Source organism: Actinomadura kijaniata (assembly GCF_014138665.1).
Lineage (GTDB): Bacteria > Actinomycetota > Actinomycetes > Streptosporangiales > Streptosporangiaceae > Spirillospora > Spirillospora kijaniata.
The window spans coordinates 26,858-49,695 of the sequence record NZ_JACJIA010000022.1 but is presented as its reverse complement, the minus strand read 5'-3'; the positions used below and the strand labels follow the sequence as shown (position 1 = coordinate 49,695).

The following is a 22,838-nucleotide window of genomic DNA, read 5'->3' as shown; positions in this document are numbered from 1 at the left end:
CGGGAACCGTGTCGATCCCCTGTCCGATCCAACGACCCCAGAGCGGGAGGTCACCGCGATGAGCCAGCGGGTGCAGGCTGCCGTGTTCGACGGGAAGGGCGGGTGCGAGATCCGCGAGTTCCCGATGCCGAGTCCGCCGCGGGGCGGCGCCGTACTCAAGGTCGCGGCGTCGGGGATGTGCGGCAGTGACGTCGCGCAGTTCCACGGGCACAAGCACGTGCCCGGAGAGGTGTCGCCCGTCGTGCCCGGACACGAGATCGTGGGGACGATCCACGAGATCACTCCCGAGGCCGCCGCGGACTGGGGCGTCGAGGCCGGCGACCTGGTCTGTGTCAGCGAGGTGGTGTCCTGTGGGCGCTGCAAGGGCTGCATGAGCGGCGGACTGTGCGGCAACATCAGGGTCTATGGCTACACCTTCCCCGCGGACGCGAACGGAGGCCCGTGGGGCGGATACGGCCAGTACATGGGCCTGCTTCCGGGCAGCCAGGTGATGAAGGCCCCGCCCGGTCTGACGCCCGCCGAGCTGACCGTCTTCGAACCGCTGGCCAACGCGCTGAACTGGATAGACATGCTGCGGGTCGTGCCCGGTGACCGGGTCGTCGTCCAAGGGCCCGGTCACCAGGGCCTTCTCTGCGCCGCCGCGGCCCTGGCCTACGGTGCCGCCCAGGTGATCGTCACCGGGGCGGCCGGGGACGGGCTGCGCCTGAGGACGGCCCGCGAACTGGGCGCGCACGACACGGTCGACGCCTCCGAGACCGACGTCATCGAAACCGTTGCCGAGCTCACGAAGGGGGACATGGCGGATGTCGTGCTGGACGTCTCGCCCTCGCCTCACACCACGACCGCCGCGCTCGAACTGGCCCGCGTCGGCGGCCGGGTCGGGCTTGCCGGCCTGAAGGGACTGACTCCCGACCCCGAGCTGGTCACCGACCTGATCGTGCTCAAGATGCTGCGCGTCGTCGGCTGCGCCGGACCCACCAGGGCCAGCATGCTGCAGTCCGTCCGCCTGCTGGGCGACCGTCCGGACATCGCCCGTGTGATGGCCGGCGAACACGTCTCGCTGGAGACCGTCGAGTACGGCCTCGACCTGCTCCAGCGCAGAGTCCCCGGGCAGGACACCGTACATGTGACCCTCGTCCATTGACGCCGGACATGCCGTGCTCCGGACCGGGCGGATGCAAGGGCACGACCATCACGCGCTGGGTGGAGCCGGTCGAACCGTTCCTCGGCCCGCTCGCCGAGGTCGCGGCGGACTTCACCGCGATCACCGGTGTGCGGATCGACCTGCCGACCGTTCTCTTCCTCCGGGCCTGCCTTGCCGGTCATGACCTCCCCGTTCGGACCTCGGCGGGCGGCTCCTGCCACCTTCTTCCAACCACCGACGGCTGGGCCGCCGTGAACCTGGCGCGGCCCGACGATCTGACCGCCGTGCCCGCCCTCCTCACGATTCTCGGGGCCGCCGGGCGGACGGTTCAGGCGCTGCGTGAAGCAGCGCGGCGGGTCACGACCGCCGAGGTCGCTGCGGGCGCTCAACTGCTCGGGGTGGCAGCGGCGGAACTCCGCTCTGCGTTCGATGAACCTGTTCCGGTCCGAAGTGAGCGGTTCGGAGAGCTCCGTTCTCGTGATCTCCCCGGCCTACGCGTCATCGATCTGTCGGCGCTGTGGGCGGGACCGTTGTGCGCGCGCCTGCTGGGCCTGGCCGGGGCGCGGGTGACGAAAGTGGAGAGCACGACCAGGCCCGACGGCGCGCGTTCGGGGCAGCCCGCCTTCTACCGGTGGCTGCACGACGGGCATGAGAGCGTGATCGTGGACTTCGACTCTGGACGGCTCGCCGAGATCGTCGCCGAGGCCGACGTCGTCATCGAGGCCTCCAGGCCAAGGGCGCTCCGACGGCTGGGCATCCACGCCGAGCGGTTCCTCGCCGGGCGTCCGGGGCGCGTCTGGGTGAGCATCACCGGATACGGTCGCGAGGACGACCGCGTCGCCTTCGGCGACGACGCGGCGGTGGCCGGAGGACTGACCGGACTCGATGGAAACAGTGGACCGGTCTTCCTGGGTGACGCGATCGCCGACCCGGTCACCGGGGTTTTCGCCGCCCATGCCGCGGCACACTCTCTCGCCCGCGGCGGCGGCGAACTGGTCGCCCTCTCGATGGCCGGCTGCGCCGCGACGGTGGCCCGGGGCGCGCCATGCTGATCCGGAACGTGGAGGTCGAGGGGCACGGACGAGTGGACGTGCGGATCGCGGCAGGGCGGATCGCCGAGATCGCCGACGGGCTGCCGGGACGTGCTGACCTGGACGGGCGGGGCGGTGCCCTGATCCCCGGACTTCACGATCATCACGTGCACCTGATGGCCCTGGCGGCCCTGGCCGCCTCCGTCCGGGTAGGGCCCGCGGACGTCGGAGGCAGGGCAGGGTTCGCGAAAGCCCTGCGCAGCGGCAACCCGGGGGAGTGGGTGCGAGCGGTCGGCTATCACGAGAGCATCGCCGGTGAGCTCGACCGGTGGGTGCTCGACGAGCTCGTGCCCGATCGGCCGGTGCGCGTCCAGCATCGCACCGGTGCGCTGTGGGTGTGGAACAGCGCGGCGCTGCGCGCGGCCGGACTCACCGGAGACGGGCGATTCTGGCGGGAGGACGAGCGGCTGCGCTCCTTCGCACCGCCCGTGCGGCTGGACCTGGAAGGGGTGGGCCGCCGTGCGGCGGCACTCGGGGTCACCGGGTTCACCAACGCCGATCCGCGCCCGGCGGACGGGCTCGTCGGCATGCTGTCAGCCCTGCCTCAGCGACTCGTCGTGATGAACAGGGACGGGCCGGTCAAGATGATGCTCGACGACGCGACGCTGCCCGCTCCGGAAGAGCTGGCGGCACGGATGGCGGCGGCCCGACCCCGAACGGTGGCCGTGCACTGTGCGACACGGGTCCAGCTCCTGGTGACCCTGCTCGCCCTCGACCAGGCCGGGCCGGTCAAGGGCGATCGGATCGAGCACGGATCGGTCATCCCGCTGGAGACCGTTCCGTGGCTGCGTCGGCTCGGCGTGACCGTCGTGACGCAGCCGCACTTTCCCGTGGAACGCGGCCGCGAGTACAGGACGGACGTCGACCCCGACGATCGACCGCACCTCTACCGGTGCCGGTCCCTCGCAGCGGCGGGCGTCCCGGTCGCCGCCGGGACGGACGCCCCCTTCGGGACGCCGGACCCCTGGTCGGTCATGCGAGCGGCCGTCGAGCGTGAGGGAAAGGAGACCGTCGGGCGTCGTGCGGCGTTGGACCTGTTCACCGGTGAACCCGAGCATCCCGGAGTGCCACGACGCGTGCGCGTCGGAGCCGTCGCCGATCTCTGCCTGCTGCATGTCCCGCTCCAGGAGGCCCTGGCTACCCTGACCGGCGACACCGTACGAGCCGCCTTCGTCGGCGGCCATCGGATCCAACCCGGCTGACCACGCCTCGGCAGTCACTGACCCACAAGCCTCCAAGGCTGCCCTGAATCGATCCACCACGTCGGCATCTACGCGGACGGCGGCTGGCAGTCCACCGCCGCCCTGGCCTGCGTCCGCCAGGAACGGGCCTTGCCTTCGGCTCGTTTGCGGTTGGGGACGGTGCGACCCGGAGGTTGCCGCTGGTGCGTCCGGGTCGTTCGTTGGCTCGGGGGTGCCTGCTGTCGCCGTCGGTGGTCGGGGGCGGTTCGGGTTTGAGGTGCGTGACTTCTGCGGTTTCCTGTTCCGTGGGCTTTTCATGCTGATCAAATAGGGGAGCGCCGAACGGTGTCAGTCCGGGACGTGACCGGAGCCGGCGGCGGATCGGACGGGAGGGGCGCGGGTGCGGGTGAGGCAGGCCGTGCCGCGTTCCGCGCGGCCGAGGTGGGCGAGGCTGCGGGGGTCGGTCCTGCTGGGGCGCTTCCAGCACCCCGCGCAGGTGGTGGTCACCGGGTTCGGGCTGGCGATCCTGGCCGGGACGCTGGCGCTGTCGCTGCCGGCCGCCAGCACCGACCCCGAACCGGTGCGCTTCCTGGACGCCCTGTTCACCGCGACGTCGGCGGTGTGCCTGACCGGGCTGGTCACCGTGCACACCGAGGCGCACTGGTCGGTGTTCGGCGAGATCGTGATCATGTGCCTGATGCAGGTGGGCGGGCTGGGGCTGATGACGCTGGCCACCCTGTTCGCCCTGCTGCTGTCGGGCCGGATCGGGTTGCGCGCCCGGCTGGCGACCCAGACCGAGACCAAGACGCTGGGGGCGGCGGACGTGCGGCACGTGGTGCTGCGCGTGGTGGCGTTCAGCGCGGTCTGCGAGACGATCGTGGCGGTGGTGCTGACCGCGCGGCTGGTCCTGGGGTACGGCGAGCCGTTCGGCCGCGCCGTCTACCTGGGGGCCTTCCACTCGGTGTCGGCGTTCAACAACGCCGGGTTCGCGCTGTGGCACGACAGCCTCGTGCGGTTCGCGGGCGACGAGTGGATGATCCTGTCGATCTGCGCCGCGACGATGGTCGGCGGGCTGGGCTTCCCGGTCTGGTTCGAGCTGGCCCGCAACTGGCGGCGGCCGCGCACCTGGTCGATGCTCACCCGCATCACCCTGCTCACCTCCTCGGTGCTGCTGGCCGGCGGCACGGTGGTGCTCACCGCCGCCGAGTGGGGCAACCCGCGGACCCTGGGCGCGATGGCGGTGCCCGACCGCTGGCTGGCGGGGCTGACGGCGGCCGTCATGCCGCGCAGCGGCGGCTTCAACAGCATCGACGTGTCCCAGATGCGTTCGGAGAGCTGGCTGGTCACCGACGTGCTGATGTTCATCGGCGGGGGCAGCGCGGGCACCGCGGGCGGGATCAAGGTGACCACGTTCGGGCTGCTGGCGTTCGTGCTGTGGGCCGAGATGCGCGGCGAGCCGCACGTCAACATCGGGTACCGCCGGGTCGCCGAGGCCACCCAGCGGCAGGCCATGGCGATCGTGCTGCTGGCGGTGGGGCTGGTGGTCGGCGCGACGTTCGTGCTGCTGGCGATGACCCCCCACTCGTTGGACCAGGTGCTGTTCGAGACCGTGTCGGCGTTCGCGACCGTCGGGCTGTCCACCGGCATCACCGACGACCTGCCGCCCGCCGGGCACGTGCTGCTGGTCGTGCTGATGTTCGTGGGCCGCACCGGGCCCCTGACGCTGGCGACCGCGCTCGCGCTGCGCGACCGCGCGCGCCGTTACGAGCTACCGGAGGAGAGGCCGATCGTTGGCTGACCACAGGAACGACCCCGTCGTGGTGATCGGCATGGGCCGGTTCGGCAGCGCCCTGGCCCTGGAGCTGGCCGCGCGCGGCACCGAGGTGCTGGCCATCGACCACCGCCCCAAGACCGTCCAGGCGCTGGCCGGGCGGCTCACCCAGATCGCCGTCGCCGACGCCACCGACCTGGCGGCCCTCCGCGAACTGGGCGTCGAGAACTTCTACCGCGCGGTGGTGGCGATCGGCGGCGACCTGGAGGCCAGCATCCTGGCCACCTCGCTGCTGGTCGAGCTCGACGTCGAGGACATCTGGGCCAAGGCCGTCACCCAGCAGCACAAGCGCATCCTGGAACGCATCGGCGCCCACCACATCGTGCTGCCCGAGCACGACATGGGCGAACGCGTCGCGCACCTGGTCAGCGGCCGGATGCTCGACTACGTCGAGGTGGACGAGGACTTCGCGCTGGTCAAGACCCGCCCGCCCAAGGACATCGTGGGGGTGCCGCTCGGCCGGACCCGGCTGCGCTCCAAGCACGGCGTGACGGTGGTGTGCGTCAAGGCGACCGGGGAGCCGTTCACCTACGCCACCGTGGACACCGTCCTCCAGTACGGCGACATCATCGTGGTCGCCGGGCCCATCGCCAAGGTGGAACGCTTCGTCGAGAACCTCTGAGGGCCGGACGCCGCGGCGGGGCGGTCAGGCGGGGAGGACGTCGCCGGCGCCGTCCGGGGAGCCGCCGGCGCGCCGGCTGCGGAAGGTGCGGCGGTAGGAGTCGGGGGGCACGCCGACGGTGCGGTTGAAGTGGCGGCGGAGCGTGGTCGCGGTGCCCATGCCGGTGGCCTCCGCGATGGCGTCCACGCTGTCGTCGGTGGTCTCCAGGAGTTCCTGGGCCCGGCGGATCCGCTGGGTCAGCAGCCACTGCAGCGGCGTGGTCCCCGTCATCGACCGGAAGTGGCGGCCGAGGTGGCGCGAGCTCATGTTCGCCCGGCGGGCCAGGTCCTCCACCGTCAACGGCTGGTCCAGGCGCCGGGCCGCCCAGGCGAGCAGGTCGCTCAGGGGGTGGTCGTGCCGTTCGGGGACCGGGGTGGCGACGAACTGGGCCTGACCCCCGGGCCGGTGCGGCGGGACGACCAGCCTCCGGGCGACGGCGTTGGCGACCACCGAGCCGTGGTCGCGGCGGACCAGGTGCAGGCACAGGTCCATCGCGGCGGCCTTGCCCGCGGAGGTGAGCACGCTGCCGTTGTCGACGTAGAGCACGTCCGGGTCGACCTCGATCCGCGGATGGCGGGCGGCCAGCGCCTCGGTGTGCGCCCAGTGCGTGGTGGCGCGCAGCCCCTCCAGCAGACCGGCGGCGGCCAGCACGAACGCGCCCGTGCAGAGGGAGGCCACCCGCGCTCCGGCCTCGTGGGCCGCGCGTACGGCGTCGACGAGGTCCGCGGGCGGGTCCGTGTCGACGTCGGCCCAGCCGGGGACGATCACGGTGTCGGCCAGCGCGAGCCGGTCGAGGCCGCCGTCGGGTTCGAGGAGGAAGCGGCCGTCGGCGCGCACGGGGCCCGCCCCGCAGATGACGGGCTCGTACCAGTCCTCGACCGAGGCCGGCGGTGGGGAACTGAAGAGTTCGTACGCCAGGGCCAGCTCGAAATGCAGGATCCCGTCGGCGACGGCCACCGCGACTGTGCTCACGTCCGGAATTGTACACATCGTGTCGTTCCGGACACTCGTGCGGGTGTCCGGGCGGTCGCGACGATATCCGGGTGAATCCCGGGGACACGGCCTCCGGCGTCGCGGAGGGGAGTGGCATGAAGGCCGTCAGCCAGGACGTTCTCGGCGGACCTGAGGTGTTGAGTGTGGTCGAGACGGAGCGACCCGTGCCCGGCCCCGGCGAGGTGCTGGTCAGGGTGCGCGCGGCGGGCGTCAACCCGACCGACTGGATCCACCGCGCCACGGGCCTGATCCTGGGCGAGCCGCCGTTCGTGCTCGGCTGGGAGCTGTCGGGCGTGGTGGAGGCCGTCGGGCTGGGCGTGACGATCCACCGGCCGGGCGACGAGGTGTTCGGCATGCTGAAGTACCCGTACGGGAACGGAGCGCACGCCGAGTACGCGGTCTCGGCGGCCCGCCACCTGGTGCGCAAGCCCGCGGGCATCGACCACGTGCGGGCTGCGGCCGTCCCCCTGGCCGCGCTCACCGCCTGGCAGGCGCTGGTGGACACGGCCGGCCTGCGGCGGGGGCAGCGGGTGCTGGTCCACGCCGCCGCGGGCGGGGTCGGTCACCTGGCGGTGCAGATCGCCAAGGCGCGCGGCGCGTACGTCGTCGGCACCGCCAGCGCGCCCAAGCGCGACTTCGTCCGAGGGCTGGGCGCCGACGAGGTGGTCGACTACACGGCGGCCGACTTCGCCGAGGTCGTGCGGGACGTGGACGTCGTGCTGGACGCCGTCGGCGGCGAGTACGGGCCGCGCTCGCTGCGGACGCTGCGCAGGGGCGGCGTCCTCGTCTCGATCGTGAACCACGTCAGGGACCTCGACGTGGACCGGTACGGGGTCCGCGCCGAGGAGATGCTCGTCGAGACCGACCACGCGTCCATGAAGCGGGTCGCGGCCCTGGTCGAGGCGGGACGGCTGCGCGTCGCGATCGACTCGGTGTTCCCGCTGGCGGACGCGGCCAGGGCGCACGAGCGCGGCGAGACCGGCCGCGTCACCGGCAAGGTCGTCCTGACGGTCTGACGCGGGCCGGGTCCCCGGACGTCGCGCTCCCCGTCGTACGGCGGCATCAACCGATCGGCGGATGGCGGGACGAGCGCCCTGGCCGATGTGCCCGGGCACCGTCCGGGGCGATCCTCGGACCATGCCCATCATCGAAGTCAGCGGCCTGCGCAAGGCCTACGGCGGCCGTCCCGTGGTGGACGGCGTCGCGTTCGCCGTCGAGGAGGGGGAGGTCTTCGGGATCCTCGGCCCGAACGGCGCCGGCAAGACCACGACCGTCGAGTGCGTGGAGGGGCTGCGCGAGCCCGACGCCGGCGCCGTCCGCGTCGCCGGGCTCGACCCGCGCGGCGACCGCGACGAGCTCACCGGGATCCTCGGCGTCCAGCTCCAGGAGAGCGAGCTCCAGGAGAAGCTGACCGTCCGGGAGGCCCTGGAGCTGTACAGCGCCTTCTACCCGGACCCGGCCGACTGGCGCGAACTCGCCGAACGCCTCGGTCTCACCGGAAAGCTCACCACCCGCTTCGGCCGGCTGTCCGGCGGCCAGAAGCAGCGCCTGTTCATCGCCCTGGCCCTGGTCGGCCGCCCCCGGGTCGTCGTCCTGGACGAGCTGACCACCGGCCTCGACCCGCGCGCCCGCCGCGACACCTGGAAGCTGATCGAGGAGATCCGCGACTCCGGCGTCACCGTCCTGCTCGTCACGCACTTCATGGAGGAGGCCCAGCGGCTCTGCGACCGGATCGCGGTGTTCCGGCAGGGCCGCGTCGCCGCCCTCGACACCCCCGCGGGCCTGATCCGCCGCAGCGACGGCGGCACCGTCATCTCGTTCACCCCGTCCCGGCCCCTCGACGACGGCGAGCTGGCCGGCCTGCCCGAGGCCACGACCTTCGAACGCCGCGACGGCCGCCTCACCGTCCGCGGCAGCGACGCGACCGTCAACGCGGTCATCTCCCTGCTCGCCCGCCGCCAGATCACCGCCCACCAGCTACGGGTCACCGACTCCACGCTGGACGACGCCTTCCTCCAGCTCACCGAAGACCAGGAGAACTGACGTGTCCGCCTCCACCGCCTCCACCGCCGTCCTGCGGGCCGAGCTGCGGCTCTTCCTCCGCGAGCCGTTCAGCCTGTTCTGGATCGTCGGCTTCCCCGCCGTCCTGCTGGCGATCCTCGGCCTGATCCCGTCGTTCCGCACGCCGCAGTCCGACCTCGGCGGGGGCCGGGTCATCGACCTGTACGTCCCGGTCACCGTGCTGCTCGCCATGATCATGGCCGGGATCCAGGTGCTGCCGCCGGTCCTGTCCGGCTACCGCGAGCGCGGCATCCTGCGCCGCATGTCCACCACGCCCGTACGGCCCGCCTCGCTGCTGGCCGCGCAGATCGCCCTGCACTTCGCGGCCGCCCTGGTCTCGACGCTGCTGGTCGTCGCCGTCGGGCGGGTCGCCTTCGACGTGGCGCTGCCCGGCCACCCTCCCGGCTATCTGCTGGCGCTCCTGCTCGGCGCCCTCAGCGCGCTCGCGATGGGCGCCGTGGTCACCGCGGTCGCCCCCAGCGGCAAGGCCACCACCGTGCTCGGCTCGATCGTCCTGTTCCCGATGATGTTCCTGGCGGGCGTCTGGATCCCGGTCCAGTCCATGCCCGGCCCGCTGCGGAGCGTCGTCGAGTACCTCCCGTTCGGCGCCGCGTCCCAGGCCCTCGCCCGGGCCGCCGACGGTGCCTGGCCCGACTGGACGCACCTCGGCGTCACCGCCGCCTGGGCGGCCGTGCTGATCGCCGCCGCCGTGCGCTGGTTCCGGTGGGAATAGGAGAGAATGACGCATGGCGACGATCCAGGAGCAGTGGGAGCGGTTCTACCGCTGGGGGCCGTTCGGCCTGCTGTTCCTCGCGACCCTGCTGGCGCTGCCCGTCCGGGAGGAGGTCATGTCGCCCGCGGAGCAGCGGACGGCGGTGCCCCTCGTCCTCACCGCGCTGGCCTTCCAGCTCCTGCACGTCGCCGCCAGGATCCCGGGTCACGTCTACTACTGGACCCGCGCCGCCCTCGCCTTCGTCCTGTCCTGGCTGAACCCCTTCTACTGCGTCTACGCCGTCCTCGGGTACTTCGACTCCCAGCGGTACCTGACCCGCCGCCCGGCCATGGCCGGGCTGTTCGTCACGGCGGTCATCATGTCGGGCGCCCAGTCGGGCGGGCTTCCGCCGAAGGGCTTCGGCCAGGTGGCCGCCTTCGGCGGCCTCCTGACCCTGAACGTCGCGCTCGTCTTCATCTTCGGCAGCCTCGCCGACCGGGAGGCCGAGCACGCCCGCGTCCAGGCGGAGTCCATCGCCGAACTCGAACGCACCAACGCCCGCCTGGAACAGGCCCTCGCCGAGAACGCCGGACTCCAGGCCCAGCTGCTCGTCCAGGCCCGCGAGGCCGGCGTCAGCGACGAGCGCCGCCGCCTGGCCGCCGAGATCCACGACACCCTCGCCCAGGGACTGACGGGCATCGTCACCCAGCTCCAGGCCGCCGAGGAGAGCGAGCACGTCCGCCGCGCCATCGACCTCGCCCGCGCCAGCCTCCGCGAGGCGCGCCGCTCGGTCCAGGACCTCGCGCCCACCCACCTGGAGCACGACACGCTGCCCGTGGCCCTGGAGAAGGTCACCGACGGCCGGGCCCTTCTCACCATCACCGGAACGGTGGAACCCTTGCACGACGAGATCGAGGCCACCCTCCTGCGCATCGCGCAGGAGGCCCTCGCCAACGCCGTCCGCCACGCGCACGCCGACCGCATCGGCGTGACCCTCTCCTACATGGACGACGAGGTGGCCCTCGACATCCGCGACGACGGCCGCGGCTTCACCCGCCCCTCCGGCGGCTTCGGCCTGACCGCCATGCGCGAACGCGCCGCGCGCGTCGCCGGCACCCTGGAGATCGAGTCCGGACCCGGCCGGGGCACGGCCGTCTCCGCCCGCGTACCGTTGATCCGCCATGGCTGACATCACCCTGCTGATCGTCGACGACCACCCCGTCGTCCGGGACGGCCTGCGCGGCATGTTCGCGGCGACCACCGGCTTCACGGTGCTGGCCGAGGCCGCCGACGGCCGCGAGGCCGTGGCCCTCGCCGACCGGCTGCGCCCCGACGTCGTCCTCATGGACCTGCGGATGCCCGGCGGCGGCGGGGTGGAGGCCATCACCGAGCTGACCCGCCGCGGCCTGCCCTGCAAGGTCCTCGTCCTCACCACCTACGACACCGACGCCGACACGATCCCGGCGATCGAGGCCGGCGCCACCGGCTACCTGCTCAAGGACGCCCCCCGCGACGAGCTGTTCACCGCCGTGCGCGCCGCCGCCGAGGGCCGCACCGTCCTGTCCCCGGCCATCGCCTCCCGCCTGGTCTCCCGCGTACGCGACCCCCGCGACAAGTCCCTGACCGCCCGCGAACTGGAGGTCCTGCGCCTGGTGGCCCGCGGCACCAGCAACCCCGAGATCGCCACCGAGCTCTTCATCAGCGAGGCCACGGTCAAGACCCATCTCACCCACATCTACGCGAAGCTGGGCGCCAAGGACCGGGCCGCGGCGGTGGCCACCGCCTACGACAGGCATCTTCTGCCCTAGGATCGGGGGCTTCGCCTGGAAATGGTGATCAGCGGCTGGTAGGTTCCCATCGCGCGAGGCGTGCTCGTCCGACCGCACCCTCCACGCCGGTGCCCGCGCCGGGCGTCGGGACGGGGTTCGGTGACCCACCTCACGGGCCGGGGGCCGGTCGTGGGTCGTCCTTCTTCCCGAGCGCGGAGCGCCGTCCCCGCACCGGGCGGCCCCGCCGGCCGATCCTCCCCGCCGCAGGTAGGACTTCCTGCTCTCGTTCGTGAGGAGAACACAGTGACCGCAGGCGACAGATGGTGGCGAGACGCCGTCGTCTACCAGGTTTATCCGCGGAGCTTCTCCGACGGCGACGGTGACGGGCAGGGCGACCTGGCCGGAGTGCGCTCCCGCCTGCCCTACCTGGCGGACCTCGGGGTGGACGCGATCTGGCTCAACCCCTTCTACCCCTCCCCGCTGGCCGACGGCGGCTACGACGTGATCGACTACCGCGCCGTCGACCCCCGCTTCGGCACGCTGGAGGACTTCGACGCGCTCGTCGGCGCCGCCGCCGACCACGGCATCCGCGTGATCATCGACATCGTCCCCAACCACTGCTCCAGCCAGCACGAGTGGTTCCAGGCGGCGCTGGCGGCCGGACCGGGGAGCCCCGAGCGGGAACGGTTCATCTTCCGCGACGGGAGGCCCGACGGGTCACCGCCCAACAACTGGTACTCCATGTTCGGCGGCCCCGCCTGGACGCAGGTGGAGGACGGGCAGTGGTACCTGCACCTGTGGGACTCCACCCAGCCCGACTTCAACTGGCGCTGCTCCGACGTCCCCCTGTACTTCGAGGAGGTGCTGCGCTTCTGGCTCGACCGCGGGGTGGCCGGGATCCGCGTGGACGTGGCGCTCGGCCTCTTCAAGGCCGCCGACCTGCCCGACCTCCTGCCCGACATGCCGCCGGTGGGCCCCGGCGTCCCCTACGTGGCCCAGCCCGAGCTGTTCGAGACGTTCGCCGCCTGGCGCAAGCTCCTGGACTCCTACCCGGCGGACGAGTTCCCCGGCGCGCGGGCCGCGGTCCTGGAGGCCTGGTACGACGACCCGGACTTCATGGCCCCGTACATGGCCAAGGGGCAGCTGCACCAGGTGTTCAACCTCGGGTTCATGGACACGCCGTGGCGCGCCGGGAACCTCCGGCAGGCGATCGACCGCGCCCTGGAGATCTGCGGGGACTCCGAGACGCGTGCCCCCTGGGTCCTGGAGAACCACGACTTCCGGCGCCTGGTGACCCGGCTCGGCACCGACCAGGAACTCATCCTCAACCCCACGTTCGACTACCACGGCGGCAAGATGGAGGTCGACCTGGAGCTGGGCGGCAGGCGCGCCCGGGCGGCCGCCCTGCTGCTGCTGGCCCTGCCGGGGTCGGCCTACGTCTACCAGGGGCAGGAGCTGGGCCTGAACGAGGTCTTCGACATCCCCGACGAACGCCGGCAGGACCCCCTGTTCGCCAACACCGGAGGCGTCGTCGTCGGCCGCGACGGCTGCCGGGTGCCGCTTCCCTGGGACGGCGAGGAGCCGCCGTTCGGCTTCACGGCCGGGACCGGCGGCACCTGGCTTCCCCAGCCCGCCTCCTGGAGCGGCCTGACCGTCGAGGCGCAGCGGGCCGACCCCGGGTCGATGCTGGAGCTGTACCGGACGGCGATCCGGCTGCGCCGGTCCCTGCCCCAGCTGGGCGACGGGGAGCTGACCTGGCTCCCGTCGGACCCGGACGTGCTGGCTCTCGGCCGAGGGGACGGCTTCGTGCTGACCCTCAACCTGGGCAGCGGCCCCGTGCCGCTCCCCGAGGGCGAGACCGTGCTGGCCAGCGGTGAGCTCCAGGACGGGCTGCTGCCCCCGGACACCGCCGCCTGGACGCTGCTGTCCTAGCGGCCGCCCTGGCGGTTGTCCTAGCGGCGGTTGGAGGCGATGCGGCGGCCGTCGGCGTCGAACAGCAGCAGCCGGTCCAGGTCCACCGCCAGCTCCACCTGCTCGCCGGGCTGCGGACGCGTCCCGGCGGGCAGGCTGAACATCAGGTCGGAGCGGCGGTGCTCGCCCTCGTGCTCGGGGGCGGGCTCCGGTTCGGCGGCGCCGCGGCCGAGCAGGTCGCGCAGGCGCGCGGCCAGGCGTCCGGAGGGCAGGCTCCCGGCCGCCCGCGCCGCGACGGGCTCGGGCGGGCGGCCGAACGCGTTGGCGTCCACGGTGGGGATGCCCGCCTCGGCGTAGGCCAGCCAGTGGTCGCCGTGGAACTCCACCGCGCGCACCCGCCCCGTCAGGGCGGGCCCGGGACCGCCGGGCGGCGCGAGCGTCAGGACGTCGGGCCGGACCCCCACCACGACGGGCCTGCCGTGGTGGCCGATCAGCGCGGCGGCGCGCGGGTCCTGCCAGGGGACGGTCAGCCGCTGCGGGCCGAGCTCCAGCACCATCCCGGCGTCCTGCACGGACCAGGCGGTGGCCTGGAGCAGGTTGACCGGCGGGGAGCTGAGGAACGCCGCGACGAACACCGTGGCGGGGTCCCGGTAGAGCCGTTCGGGGGCGCCGACGTCCTCCACCGCGCCGTCGCGCAGCACCGCGATGCGGTCGGCCATCGTCATGGCCTCGACCTGGTCGTGGGTGACGTAGACGGTGGTGGCGCCGGTCGAGCGCACCAGCGAGGCGATCTCCACCCGCAGCTCGGTGCGCAGCACCGCGTCCAGGCTGGACAGCGGCTCGTCCATCAGGAACAGCGCGGGCTCGCGGATCAGCGCCCGCCCCATCGCCACGCGCTGCCGCTGCCCGCCCGACAGCGTGCGCGGCAGCCGGTCGATCAGGCCCGCCAGGCCGAGCAGCCGGGCCAGCTCCACCACCCGCTCCCCGGCCTCGGCGGGGTCGTCGCCCGCCACCCTCAGCGGGAACATCAGGTTGCCCCGGACGGTGCGGTGCGGGTACAGCGCCCCGTTCTGGAACACCATCGCGACGTTGCGGTCGCGCGGCGACAGCTCGTTGGCGATCCTGCCGCCGAGCAGCAGGTCGCCGGAGGTGATCTCCTCCAGCCCGGCGATCATCCGCAGCAGCGTGGACTTGCCGCAGCCGGACGGGCCCAGCAGCACGAACAGCTCGCCGTCGGCGATGTGCAGCCGCACGTTCCGGACGGCGTGCACCCCGCCGGGGTACACCTTCCCGACACCGTCGAGCACCACATCGGTCATGAGTCCGCCTCGCGGTAGCCGCTGCGCTGGTGGGACATCCCACCGCGAGAGCGTCGCGGTTGTCCAGCCCCCCGCCGGGCCGGGTACGGCCAACCGTCCCGCGCCGCCCGGAATCAGTGATCGCGAAGCGGTGTTGTCCGGGCTGCGGCCGGACGGGCCGCGTCCCGCGACGGCAAGGAGATCCCACCGATGGTCAGTGTCAGCAGGGAGACGGCGGAGCAGACCGAGGAGCGCCTGCGCCGCGTGATCGCCCAGGCGGACCTGCTGGTGCGCGAGGGCGCCTGGTGTTTCGAGGAGTCGCCCCTGGACCGGCCGCCGGCCCTCACCGCCGACACGCTGGCCGTGGTCCGCGACGAGGAGAGCTGGAGCAGGCTGGTGCCGTCCGCGGGGGAGGGCGGGGACGCCGAACGCTTCGGGGTGTTCTCCTTCCACTTCCCCGAGGGGCTCGACAACAGCGGCTTCGTCGGCTGGCTGGCCGGGCGGCTCAAGGCGAGCCTGGGGACCGGGGTGTTCGTGGTCTGCGGGAGCAACCGCGACCGGGGCGGCATCTACGACCACTGGGGCTGCCCGGTCGACCTGCTCGACGAGGCCGTCGCGGTCGTCGAGGCGCTGCGCGCCGGCTGACCGCCGGGGGGCCGCGGGCGGGCGGCCCCCCGGCGGCGCTCAGCCCGCGGCCCGCAGGACGGTGGCGATGGCGCCCGCGGTGGTGACGCGCCGCCGGTACTCGGGCTGGCGGAGCTCGCCGCCCATGAACGGGCGGGGGTTGCGGTGGACGGCCGGGCTCGGCTCGTCGGTGAGCGCGGCGAAGTGGACCTCGCGCGCGCCGGTCGCCGCGAGGACGCGGGCGATGTTGCGGTCGGTGACGCCGCCGCCGGGCATCACGACGATGCGGTCGCCCGCGCGTTCCACCAGCTCGGCGATGAGCGGCGCGCCCTCCAGCACGCTCACCTCCTGCCCGGAGGTCAGCACCCGGTCCACGCCCAGGTCGACGAGGGTCTCCAGGGCGGCGAACGGGTCGGCGGCCATGTCGAAGGCCCGGTGGAAGGTGACCGGGAGCCCGCCGGCGGCGGCGATGAGGCGCTCGGTCACCGGGCGGTCGACCTCCCCGGCGGCGGTGAGCGCGCCGATCACCACGCCGTGCACGCCGGCCTCCCGCAGGAGGGCCACGTCGTGCTCCATGGCCGCGACCTCGTACTCGTCGTAGATGAAGTCCCCGCCGCGCGGGCGCACGATGGCGTGCACCCGGATCGACGACACGGCCGCCAGGGCGGCGCGGACCGTGCCGAGGGTCGGGGTGAGCCCTCCCTCGAACAGCGCCGCGCACAGCTCCACGCGGTGGGCGCCCGCGCGTTCGGCGGCCACGGCGCCCGCGACGCTGTCGATGCAGATCTCGTAGGTGAGGCTCACTGGTGTCCTTCCGGAGTGGTGCGGATCTCGCCCACCGGACGGCCGCCGCCCAGGACCGGGACGGTGGCCAGCGCGGCGGCCGGGGAGGTGTCGGCGCCGAGCGCGGCGAGCGCGCGCAGCGCGATGGCGGTGGTGGCGCGGGGGCTGCCGTCGATGACCTTCACCGCGACGGCGTGGCCGGCCGCGGTCGCGGCGACCAGCACGCCCTCCGCGCCGCCCTTGGCCAGGCTTCCGGGCAGCGCCCGCATGAGCTCGGTGTTGACGTGGCCGGTCCCGCCGACGTACTCGGGGTGGGCGCGCATGGCGTCGGCGACGGCGCGGGGCGGCCCGTCCTGCGCCAGCGCCAGCGACCGGATCGCGCGCGCCAGCCCCACCAGGGTCAGCCCGAACAGCGGGGCGCCGCAGCCGTCCACGGCGACGGGGGAGGGGGACTCTCCGGCGCAGTCGCCCATCGTGGTGCGGACGCCCTGCTGGAGCGGGTGCTCGGGGTCGAGGTAGGTGTCGGTCGGCCAGCCGTTGGCGGCGCAGGCGGCGAGCATGGCGGCGTGCTTGCCCGAGCAGTTCATGCGCTCGCGCGACTCGCCCGCCCCCGCCCTGATCAGCGACGCCCTGGTCGGCTCGTCCTCGGGCCAGGAGGGCGGGCAGCGCAGCGCGCCGGCGCCGAGCCCCGCGTCCGCCAGGATCGCCTCCACGGTCTTGACGTGGAAGTCCTCACCGGTGTGGCTGCCCGCCGCGATCGCGAGGCGCTCGCCCGCCAGCGGCGCGCCCGCCGCCAGGCAGGCCACGGCCTGGAACGGCTTGGTCGTGGAGCGCGGCAGCACGGTCTCGTGCGCGTGCCCCCGGGAGTGGGCGAGCGTTCCGTCCGGGGCGAGCCCGGCGACGCTGCCGTAGTGGCGGCTCTCGACGAAGCCGTTGCGGACGACCTCGGCCAGCACTTCGTACATCTGGATCCTCAGAGGGTGGGTCGGGCCGTCGGGACGGCGTCGACGGACGTGCCGGCGGAGGTGCCGGCGCCTCCGCCGGTGGCGGCGCGGGCGGCGCGGGACGGGCGGGTGCGCTGCCGCGCCTCCAGCGTCCGCGCGACCTTCGACAGCGTGGCGTTGATGACCAGGTAGATCAGCGCGATCACCAGGTAGGTCTGGATGAGCAGGTGGTTGTAGTTGGCCAGCACCTTGCCGCTGTAGAGCAGCTCGGCGTAGCTGACGACGTAGCCGAGCGAGGTGTCCTTCAGCAGCCCGGCGGACTGGCTGACCAGCGACGGCAGGACGCGCCGCGCCGCCTGCGGCAGCACGATCATCCGCATCGCCCGGCCCCGGGTCAGGCCGAGCGACAGGCCCGCCTCCAGCTGGCCGCGCTCCACCGACCGGATCCCGGCCCGGAAGATCTCGGCGAACGCGGCGGCGTTGGACACCGACAGCGGCACGACGAGCTTCCAGAACAGCGGCAGGTCGAGCCCGTACCGGGGGAGGGCGAACAGCACGACGTACACCAGCAGCAGCGCCGGGACCGTCCGGACGACCTCGACGTAGGCGGCGCAGGGCAGGCGCAGCCACCGGGAGGGCGACAGCCGGCCGAGGGCCAGCGCGGCGCCCGCCGCCATGGCCAGCGCGATCGACACCACGGCGGCCAGGGCGGTGGAGCGCAGCCCCTCCAGCAGGTAGCGCCACATCGGCCAGGTGCCGAACGGGCGCCAGCGGTCGGCGGCGAGCTGCCCGTTGTCGGCGAACTGCCGCAGCGCCAGCGCGACCAGCGCGAGCCCCGCCAGGACGGTCAGGGCGGTGGTGATCCGGATGCGCCGCCGGGCGCGCGGGCCCGGCTCGTCGAACAGCAGGCGCGAGGTCGGGGACGGGCTCATCGCAGGATCGCCAGCTTCCGTTCCAGGGTGCCGGTCGCCAGGCCGATGGCCCCCGACAGGGCCATGTAGGCCAGACCGGCCGTGACGAAGATCCAGATGGGCTGAGCCTCGGCCAGGTTGACCCGGTTGGCGGCGGCGGTCAGCTCCACCACGCCGACGGCGGCGGCCAGCGCCGTGTTCATCAGCGTCATGATCGCGATGTTGCCGAGCGGCTGGACGACCGTCCGCAGCGCCTGCGGCAGGATCACCAGCCGCAGGGACTGCGGGAACGTGAGCCCGAGCGCCCGGGCGGCCTCGCCCTGCCCCACCGGCACCGCGTTGATGCCGGACCGCACCGCCTCGGCCGTGTAGGCGCCCTGGTAGAGGGCGATCACCACGACCGAGGAGGTGAACAGCCCGGCCATGACGCCGATCTCGGGCAGCCCGAAGACGGCGAGCACGAGCCAGACCAGCAGCGGGACGTTCTGCAGCGTCTCGACGTAGACCATGCCCGCGGCGCGCAGCACGCGCACGGGGCTGACCCGCATCGCGGCCACGACGACCCCGGCGACGAGCGCTCCCGCCAGGGACAGCAGGGTCAGCCCGACGGTCAGCAGCAGGCCGTCGCCGAACTCGGAGAGGTGGTCGGTGATGACGTTCATGGCAGGGCGGGGCTCCCGGTCACTCGGAGCCCGGCGCGGACCCGATCGCGGGCGGCTGCGGGGCCTCGCCCGGCACGACCGTCCCGATCGAGTTCTTCCAGACCTTCGCCCACAGGCCGGACGCCTGGATCTGCTTGAGCCAGTCGTTGACGAACTGCTTCATCTGCGCGTCGCCGTGCTTGAGCCCGATGCCGTAGGGGTCGCTGGTGAACGGCTTGCCCTGGATCTGGACCGACGGGTCCTGCTTGGCGGTGGCCAGCAGCACGGCCTCGTCCTGGACGTAGGCGTCGCCGCGGCCCTGCTTGAGCGCCTGGACGCACTCGGGGTCGCTGCCGAACGTCACGATCTTGGCGTCCGGGGCGGCCTTCTTGATCGCCGGGATCGCCGGGGTGTTGGCGCCCGCGATGACGGTCCTGCCCTTCAGGTCGGCGGGCGAGGTGATGCCCGCGGCGCCCTTCTTGGTGGCGATGACCAGGCCGGAGCTGTAGTACGGCCCGGCGAACGCGACCTGCCTGGCGCGCTCGGGGGTGATGCTGTAGGTCTGGAACACCACGTCCACGGTGCCGTTGGACAGCAGGGCCTCGCGGGTCTCGGACGCCGAGTTGACGATCTTCACGTTCGGCTTGCCGATGATGTACTTGGCCAGCAGCCGCCCGAAGTCGGCGTCCAGCCCCTCGACCTGCTTGGTCGCCGGGTTCTGCTGGGACAGCAGCGGCGCGTCCAGCGAGCCGCCCACCAGGAGCTGACCGCGCTTTTTGATCTTCTCCATGGTGGAGCCGGCCGGTAGGTTCGCCGCGACCGGGGCCGCGGCGACCAGGTCGTCCTTGGCGCCGCCGCCGGCGCCCGGGACCGCCGGGTCGGTGCCGTCGCCGGAGCAGGCGGCCAGGCCGGTCAGCGACAGCGCGGCGACCGCGGCCACCGCGGTCCGCCGCGGCACGAGGGTACGCACCATGATCGTCAACCTTTCTCGGGTGGCGCGCCGAGACGGGCGCGCCGGTGGGACGGCTGGGGGTTCCGGGAGCCGGCTAGTGGCTGAGGACCTTGGCCAGGAAGTCCCGGGCCCGGTCGCTGGCGGGGGAGTCGAAGAAGGCCGCGGGCGCGCCGGTCTCCACGACCTCGCCGTCGGCCATGAACACCACGCGGTCGGCGACCTGGCGGGCGAAGCCCATCTCGTGGGTGACGACCACCATGGTCATGCCGTCGCGGGCCAGGCCCGTCATGACGTCGAGGACCTCGCCCACCATCTCGGGGTCGAGCGCGGAGGTCGGCTCGTCGAACAGCAGCGCCTTCGGCCGCATCGCCAGGGCGCGCGCGATCGCCGCGCGCTGCTGCTGCCCGCCCGACAGCTGGGCCGGGAGCTTGCCCGCCTGCCCGCCGATGCCGACGCGGTCCAGCAGCTCCCGGGCGCGCTCCTCGGCCTCGGCGCGGGACAGGCCGCGCACGCGGACCGGCGCGAGGGTCAGGTTGTCCAGCACGGTCCGGTGCTGGAAGAGGTTGAACGACTGGAAGACCATCCCCACGTCCGCGCGCAGCCGGGCCAGCGCCCGGCCCTCGGCGGGCAGCGGCGCGCCGTCGATCCGGACCTCCCCGGCGTCCGGCGTCTCCAGCCGGTTCAGGCACCGGCACAGCGTGGACTTGCCCGATCCGGACGGGCCGATCACCACGACGACCTCGCCCCTGGACACCTCCAGGTCCACATCGCGCAGCGCGACGTGGTCGCCGAAACGCTTGTGCAGCCCGCGAACCTCGATCATTCGGTCACCCACGCTCTAACTTCCTTCGAAATCGAAGCTGATCTGGACCATAGAGCGTTAATTTGGAGCAAGTCAACGGATTGATGGATGAAGTTCGCGCATGCTATCTATCTGGGGTGCGCAACAACAGAGACGACGGACCGGCGGCGCTCGTGCGCCTGGTGGCGACCGGCCAGGCGGAGTCGCGGGCCGAGCTCGCCCGGCTCTCCGGGCTGGCGGCGTCCAGCGTCTCGCTGCGCGTCGAGCAGCTCATCGAGGCCGGGCTGTTCGCCGAGGAGGGCGCCGGGGCCTCGCGCGGCGGACGGCGCCCGCGCCGGCTGCGGCTCGCCCGCGCCGCGGGCGTCCTCCTGATCGCCGACCTCGGCGCGCACCACGCGCGGCTCGCGGTCGCCGACCTCGCCGGGGCCCCGCTCGCGCTGGCCGACCTGACGTGCGACATCGCCGTCGGCCCGGAGAAGACGCTGACCACCGTCCTGGACGAGCTGCGCGCCCTCGCCCGCGACCGGGGCCTGAGCGACCTGCCGGTCCGGGGCGTCGGCATCGGCCTGCCCGGCCCCGTCGACCCGGCCACCGGGCAGGTGGTGTCGCCCTCGCGCATGCCCGGCTGGAACGACTTCCCGGTGCGCGACTTCCTCGCCGGCCACGCCGCGGTGCCCGTGCTCGTGGAGAACGACGCGAACCTCATGGCGGTCGGCGAGCACCGGCACTCCTGGCCCGAGCTGGACAACCTCATGGTCATCAAGCTCGGCACCGGCATCGGCTGCGGCGTCATCGTGGACGGCCGGCTGCACCGGGGACGCGGCGCCGCCGGCGACATCAGCCACGTCCGGATCCTGTCGGAGGCCACCGTCGACTGCTCCTGCGGCCATCCCGACTGCCTGGAGGCCCACGCGAGCGGCGCGGCCCTGGCCGCCGCGCTCGCCGGCCAGGGCATCGCGGTGGACCACCCGTCCCGCATCGTCGAGCTGGTCACCGACGGCGTCCCCCAGGCGACCAGCGCCGTGCGCACCGCCGGCCGCCTCATCGGCGACGTGCTGACCGCCCTGGTGAACTTCTTCAACCCCGACGCGCTGGTGATCGGCGGCAGCCTCTCCGGCGCCGAGCCGCTGGTCGCCACGGTGCGCGGCGCGATCTACGAGCGGTGCCTGCCGCTCGCCACCCGCAACCTGGAGATCGCCACCTCCCGCGTCGGCCGCAACGCCAGCATCCTCGGCGCGGGCCACCTGCTCCTGGACGCCTCCGGCGACTGGATCGAGCAGGCCCTCGACCGCTGAACCGGGGACGCGGCCCCGGCGCGCGGGGCGGAGGTCAGGCGTTCGGCGGCAGGTCGGTCCCGGCGCCGCGCCTGCGCACCGCGACCCGGCCGGTGTGCCGGCGGTGGGCGGGCAGGGTGCCGGCCCCGGCGCGCTCCACCTCGAAACCGGCGTCGGCGATCATCTCCAGGTCCGCCCGGCCCGGCTGCCCCTCGCTGGTCAGGTAGTCGCCGAGGAAGATCGAGTTGACGACGTGCAGCGCCAGCGGCTGGAGGGTGCGCAGGTGGATCTCCCGGCCGCCGGCCAGCCGCACCTCCACGTCCGGGCAGACGAACCGCACCATCGCGAGGATCCGCAGGCAGCGCTGCGGCGTCAGCGCCCACGTCTCCGACAGCGGGGTGCCCTCGAACGGGATCAGGAAGTTCACCGGCACCGAGTCCACGTCCAGCTCGCGCAGCGCCAGGGCCACGTCGACCAGGTCGCCGTCGGCCTCTCCCATGCCCGCGATCAGCCCGGAGCAGGCCGACATCCCCGCCCGCCTGGAGCGTTCGACCGTGTCGACCCGGTCGGCGAACCGGTGCGTGGTGCAGATGTCGGCGTAGTTGTCCTCGGAGGTGTTGAGGTTGTGGCTGTAGGCGTGCGCCCCGGCCTCGCGCAGCCGGTCGGCCTGCCCGTCCGACAGCAGGCCCAGGCAGGCGCAGATCTCCACCCCGGGACTGGTCTCCCTGATCGCGGCGATCGTCGTGGCGACGCGCTCGACGTCCCGGTCGGTCGGTCCGCGCCCGCTGGCCACCAGGCAGACGCGCTTGGCGCCGCCGGCCGTCCCGGCGGCCGCCGCGGCGGCCGCCTGCTCGGGCTTGAGCCAGGTGTACTTCAGGATGCCGGTGTCGGACCCGAGCCGCTGGGAGCAGTACGAGCAGTCCTCCGGGCACAGCCCCGACTTGAGGTTCACCAGGTAGTTGAGCTTGACCCGCCGCCCGAACCACCGCCGCCGCACCCGTCCCGCCGCGGCCACCACGTCCAGCAGCCCGTCGTCGGGGGACGCCAGCACCGCCAGCGCCTCGTCCCGCGTGGCCGACTCGCCGCGCAGCCCCTTGTCCACCAGCCCGTTCAGATCCATGCGGACGATCCTCGGGTCCGCGGCCCCCGCGGACCAATGACCGGACCGCACAAACCCGCGCCGCCCCCGTTTGTCGTCGCGCCCGCCCCGAACGGGCCGGAGCCCCGGCCCCCGAGGGGGAGCGGGGCTCCGGGC

Annotated in this window: 22 protein-coding genes; 13 read left to right on the top strand and 9 right to left on the bottom strand. The window is 73.4% G+C overall.

The features are described from left to right. Positions 1 to 58: 58 nt before the first annotated feature. From HNR61_RS44395 to HNR61_RS44375, 5 genes are all read left to right on the top strand, one after another. Positions 59 to 1,144, top strand: coding sequence for a zinc-dependent alcohol dehydrogenase (locus HNR61_RS44395; protein ID WP_182849164.1), 1,086 nt, complete (start codon positions 59 to 61; stop codon positions 1,142 to 1,144). After that, positions 1,141 to 2,196: a CoA transferase gene (locus tag HNR61_RS44390; RefSeq protein WP_220510541.1), complete on the top strand. Its 1,056-nt coding sequence runs from the start codon at positions 1,141 to 1,143 to the stop codon at positions 2,194 to 2,196. The genes HNR61_RS44395 and HNR61_RS44390 overlap by 4 nt, the downstream gene beginning before the upstream one ends. A 32-nt stretch (positions 2,197 to 2,228) precedes the next feature. Continuing rightward, positions 2,229 to 3,437 (top strand): amidohydrolase family protein, encoded by a 1,209-nt coding sequence (locus tag HNR61_RS44385; RefSeq protein WP_220510540.1) that lies wholly within the window; start codon positions 2,229 to 2,231, stop codon positions 3,435 to 3,437. A 385-nt stretch (positions 3,438 to 3,822) separates the two neighbouring features. After that, on the top strand, positions 3,823 to 5,214 hold the full coding sequence (locus HNR61_RS44380) for a TrkH family potassium uptake protein (protein ID WP_376770310.1): 1,392 nt from the start codon (positions 3,823 to 3,825) through the stop codon (positions 5,212 to 5,214). Then, a complete protein-coding gene (locus HNR61_RS44375) occupies positions 5,207 to 5,869 on the top strand; it encodes a potassium channel family protein (RefSeq protein WP_246445035.1) in 663 nt (220 codons plus the stop codon). The genes HNR61_RS44380 and HNR61_RS44375 overlap by 8 nt, the downstream gene beginning before the upstream one ends. A gap of 24 nt (positions 5,870 to 5,893) precedes the next feature. On the opposite strand, the gene HNR61_RS44370 is transcribed toward HNR61_RS44375, so the two are convergent. After that, positions 5,894 to 6,880 (bottom strand): helix-turn-helix domain-containing protein, encoded by a 987-nt coding sequence (locus HNR61_RS44370; RefSeq protein ID WP_312898398.1) that lies wholly within the window; start codon positions 6,878 to 6,880, stop codon positions 5,894 to 5,896. 116 nt (positions 6,881 to 6,996) lie between these two features. Between HNR61_RS44370 and HNR61_RS44365 the strand changes: the two genes are divergently transcribed. From HNR61_RS44365 to HNR61_RS44340, 6 genes are all read left to right on the top strand, one after another. Further along, positions 6,997 to 7,917, top strand: a complete 921-nt coding sequence (locus tag HNR61_RS44365) for an NADP-dependent oxidoreductase (RefSeq protein WP_182849161.1) — start codon at positions 6,997 to 6,999, stop codon at positions 7,915 to 7,917. A gap of 121 nt (positions 7,918 to 8,038) precedes the next feature. Continuing rightward, positions 8,039 to 8,944 (top strand): ABC transporter ATP-binding protein, encoded by a 906-nt coding sequence (locus HNR61_RS44360; RefSeq protein ID WP_182849160.1) that lies wholly within the window; start codon positions 8,039 to 8,041, stop codon positions 8,942 to 8,944. 1 nt (position 8,945) lies between these two features. After that, complete coding sequence (locus HNR61_RS44355; protein ID WP_182849159.1) at positions 8,946 to 9,695, top strand: ABC transporter permease; 750 nt, start codon at positions 8,946 to 8,948, stop codon at positions 9,693 to 9,695. Between the two features lie 13 nt (positions 9,696 to 9,708). Then, positions 9,709 to 10,863, top strand: a complete 1,155-nt coding sequence (locus HNR61_RS44350; RefSeq protein ID WP_182849158.1) for a sensor histidine kinase — start codon at positions 9,709 to 9,711, stop codon at positions 10,861 to 10,863. Further along, the gene (locus HNR61_RS44345; RefSeq protein WP_182849157.1) at positions 10,856 to 11,482 is read left to right on the top strand and encodes a response regulator; all 627 of its coding nucleotides are present in this window, start codon (positions 10,856 to 10,858) and stop codon (positions 11,480 to 11,482) included. The genes HNR61_RS44350 and HNR61_RS44345 overlap by 8 nt, the downstream gene beginning before the upstream one ends. 264 nt (positions 11,483 to 11,746) lie before the next feature. Continuing rightward, on the top strand, positions 11,747 to 13,375 hold the full coding sequence (locus HNR61_RS44340) for a glycoside hydrolase family 13 protein (protein ID WP_312898397.1): 1,629 nt from the start codon (positions 11,747 to 11,749) through the stop codon (positions 13,373 to 13,375). 20 nt (positions 13,376 to 13,395) lie between these two features. Here the strand turns inward: HNR61_RS44340 and HNR61_RS44335 are convergent, their stop codons facing one another. Continuing rightward, a complete protein-coding gene (locus HNR61_RS44335; RefSeq protein ID WP_182849155.1) occupies positions 13,396 to 14,673 on the bottom strand; it encodes an ABC transporter ATP-binding protein in 1,278 nt (425 codons plus the stop codon). 189 nt (positions 14,674 to 14,862) lie between these two features. Between HNR61_RS44335 and HNR61_RS44330 the strand changes: the two genes are divergently transcribed. Then, positions 14,863 to 15,297 carry a DUF6196 family protein gene (locus tag HNR61_RS44330; RefSeq protein ID WP_182849154.1) on the top strand — a complete coding sequence of 145 codons (435 nt, stop codon included), beginning with the start codon at positions 14,863 to 14,865 and terminating at the stop codon, positions 15,295 to 15,297. A 39-nt stretch (positions 15,298 to 15,336) separates the two neighbouring features. Here the strand turns inward: HNR61_RS44330 and HNR61_RS44325 are convergent, their stop codons facing one another. From HNR61_RS44325 to HNR61_RS44300, 6 genes are all read right to left on the bottom strand, one after another. Further along, positions 15,337 to 16,080: a copper homeostasis protein CutC gene (locus HNR61_RS44325; protein WP_182849153.1), complete on the bottom strand. Its 744-nt coding sequence runs from the start codon at positions 16,078 to 16,080 to the stop codon at positions 15,337 to 15,339. Continuing rightward, positions 16,077 to 17,024 (bottom strand): asparaginase, encoded by a 948-nt coding sequence (locus tag HNR61_RS44320; RefSeq protein WP_182849152.1) that lies wholly within the window; start codon positions 17,022 to 17,024, stop codon positions 16,077 to 16,079. Before HNR61_RS44320 ends, HNR61_RS44325 begins: the two co-directional genes overlap by 4 nt. 8 nt (positions 17,025 to 17,032) lie before the next feature. Then, on the bottom strand, positions 17,033 to 17,935 hold the full coding sequence (locus HNR61_RS44315) for an amino acid ABC transporter permease (RefSeq protein WP_182849151.1): 903 nt from the start codon (positions 17,933 to 17,935) through the stop codon (positions 17,033 to 17,035). After that, entirely contained in the window at positions 17,932 to 18,576 is a 645-nt protein-coding gene (locus HNR61_RS44310) for an amino acid ABC transporter permease (protein ID WP_182849150.1), read from the bottom strand. Before HNR61_RS44310 ends, HNR61_RS44315 begins: the two co-directional genes overlap by 4 nt. 19 nt (positions 18,577 to 18,595) lie before the next feature. Continuing rightward, positions 18,596 to 19,528, bottom strand: coding sequence for a glutamate ABC transporter substrate-binding protein (locus HNR61_RS44305; RefSeq protein WP_182849149.1), 933 nt, complete (start codon positions 19,526 to 19,528; stop codon positions 18,596 to 18,598). Between the two features lie 73 nt (positions 19,529 to 19,601). Beyond that, positions 19,602 to 20,330, bottom strand: coding sequence for an amino acid ABC transporter ATP-binding protein (locus HNR61_RS44300; RefSeq protein ID WP_182849148.1), 729 nt, complete (start codon positions 20,328 to 20,330; stop codon positions 19,602 to 19,604). Between the two features lie 116 nt (positions 20,331 to 20,446). Between HNR61_RS44300 and HNR61_RS44295 the strand changes: the two genes are divergently transcribed. Continuing rightward, complete coding sequence (locus HNR61_RS44295) at positions 20,447 to 21,604, top strand: ROK family protein (RefSeq protein ID WP_312898396.1); 1,158 nt, start codon at positions 20,447 to 20,449, stop codon at positions 21,602 to 21,604. Positions 21,605 to 21,638: 34 nt separating this feature from the next. Here the strand turns inward: HNR61_RS44295 and bioB are convergent, their stop codons facing one another. Continuing rightward, positions 21,639 to 22,703: a biotin synthase BioB gene (bioB, locus tag HNR61_RS44290; protein WP_182849147.1), complete on the bottom strand. Its 1,065-nt coding sequence runs from the start codon at positions 22,701 to 22,703 to the stop codon at positions 21,639 to 21,641. Between the last annotated feature and the right edge of the window lie 135 nt (positions 22,704 to 22,838).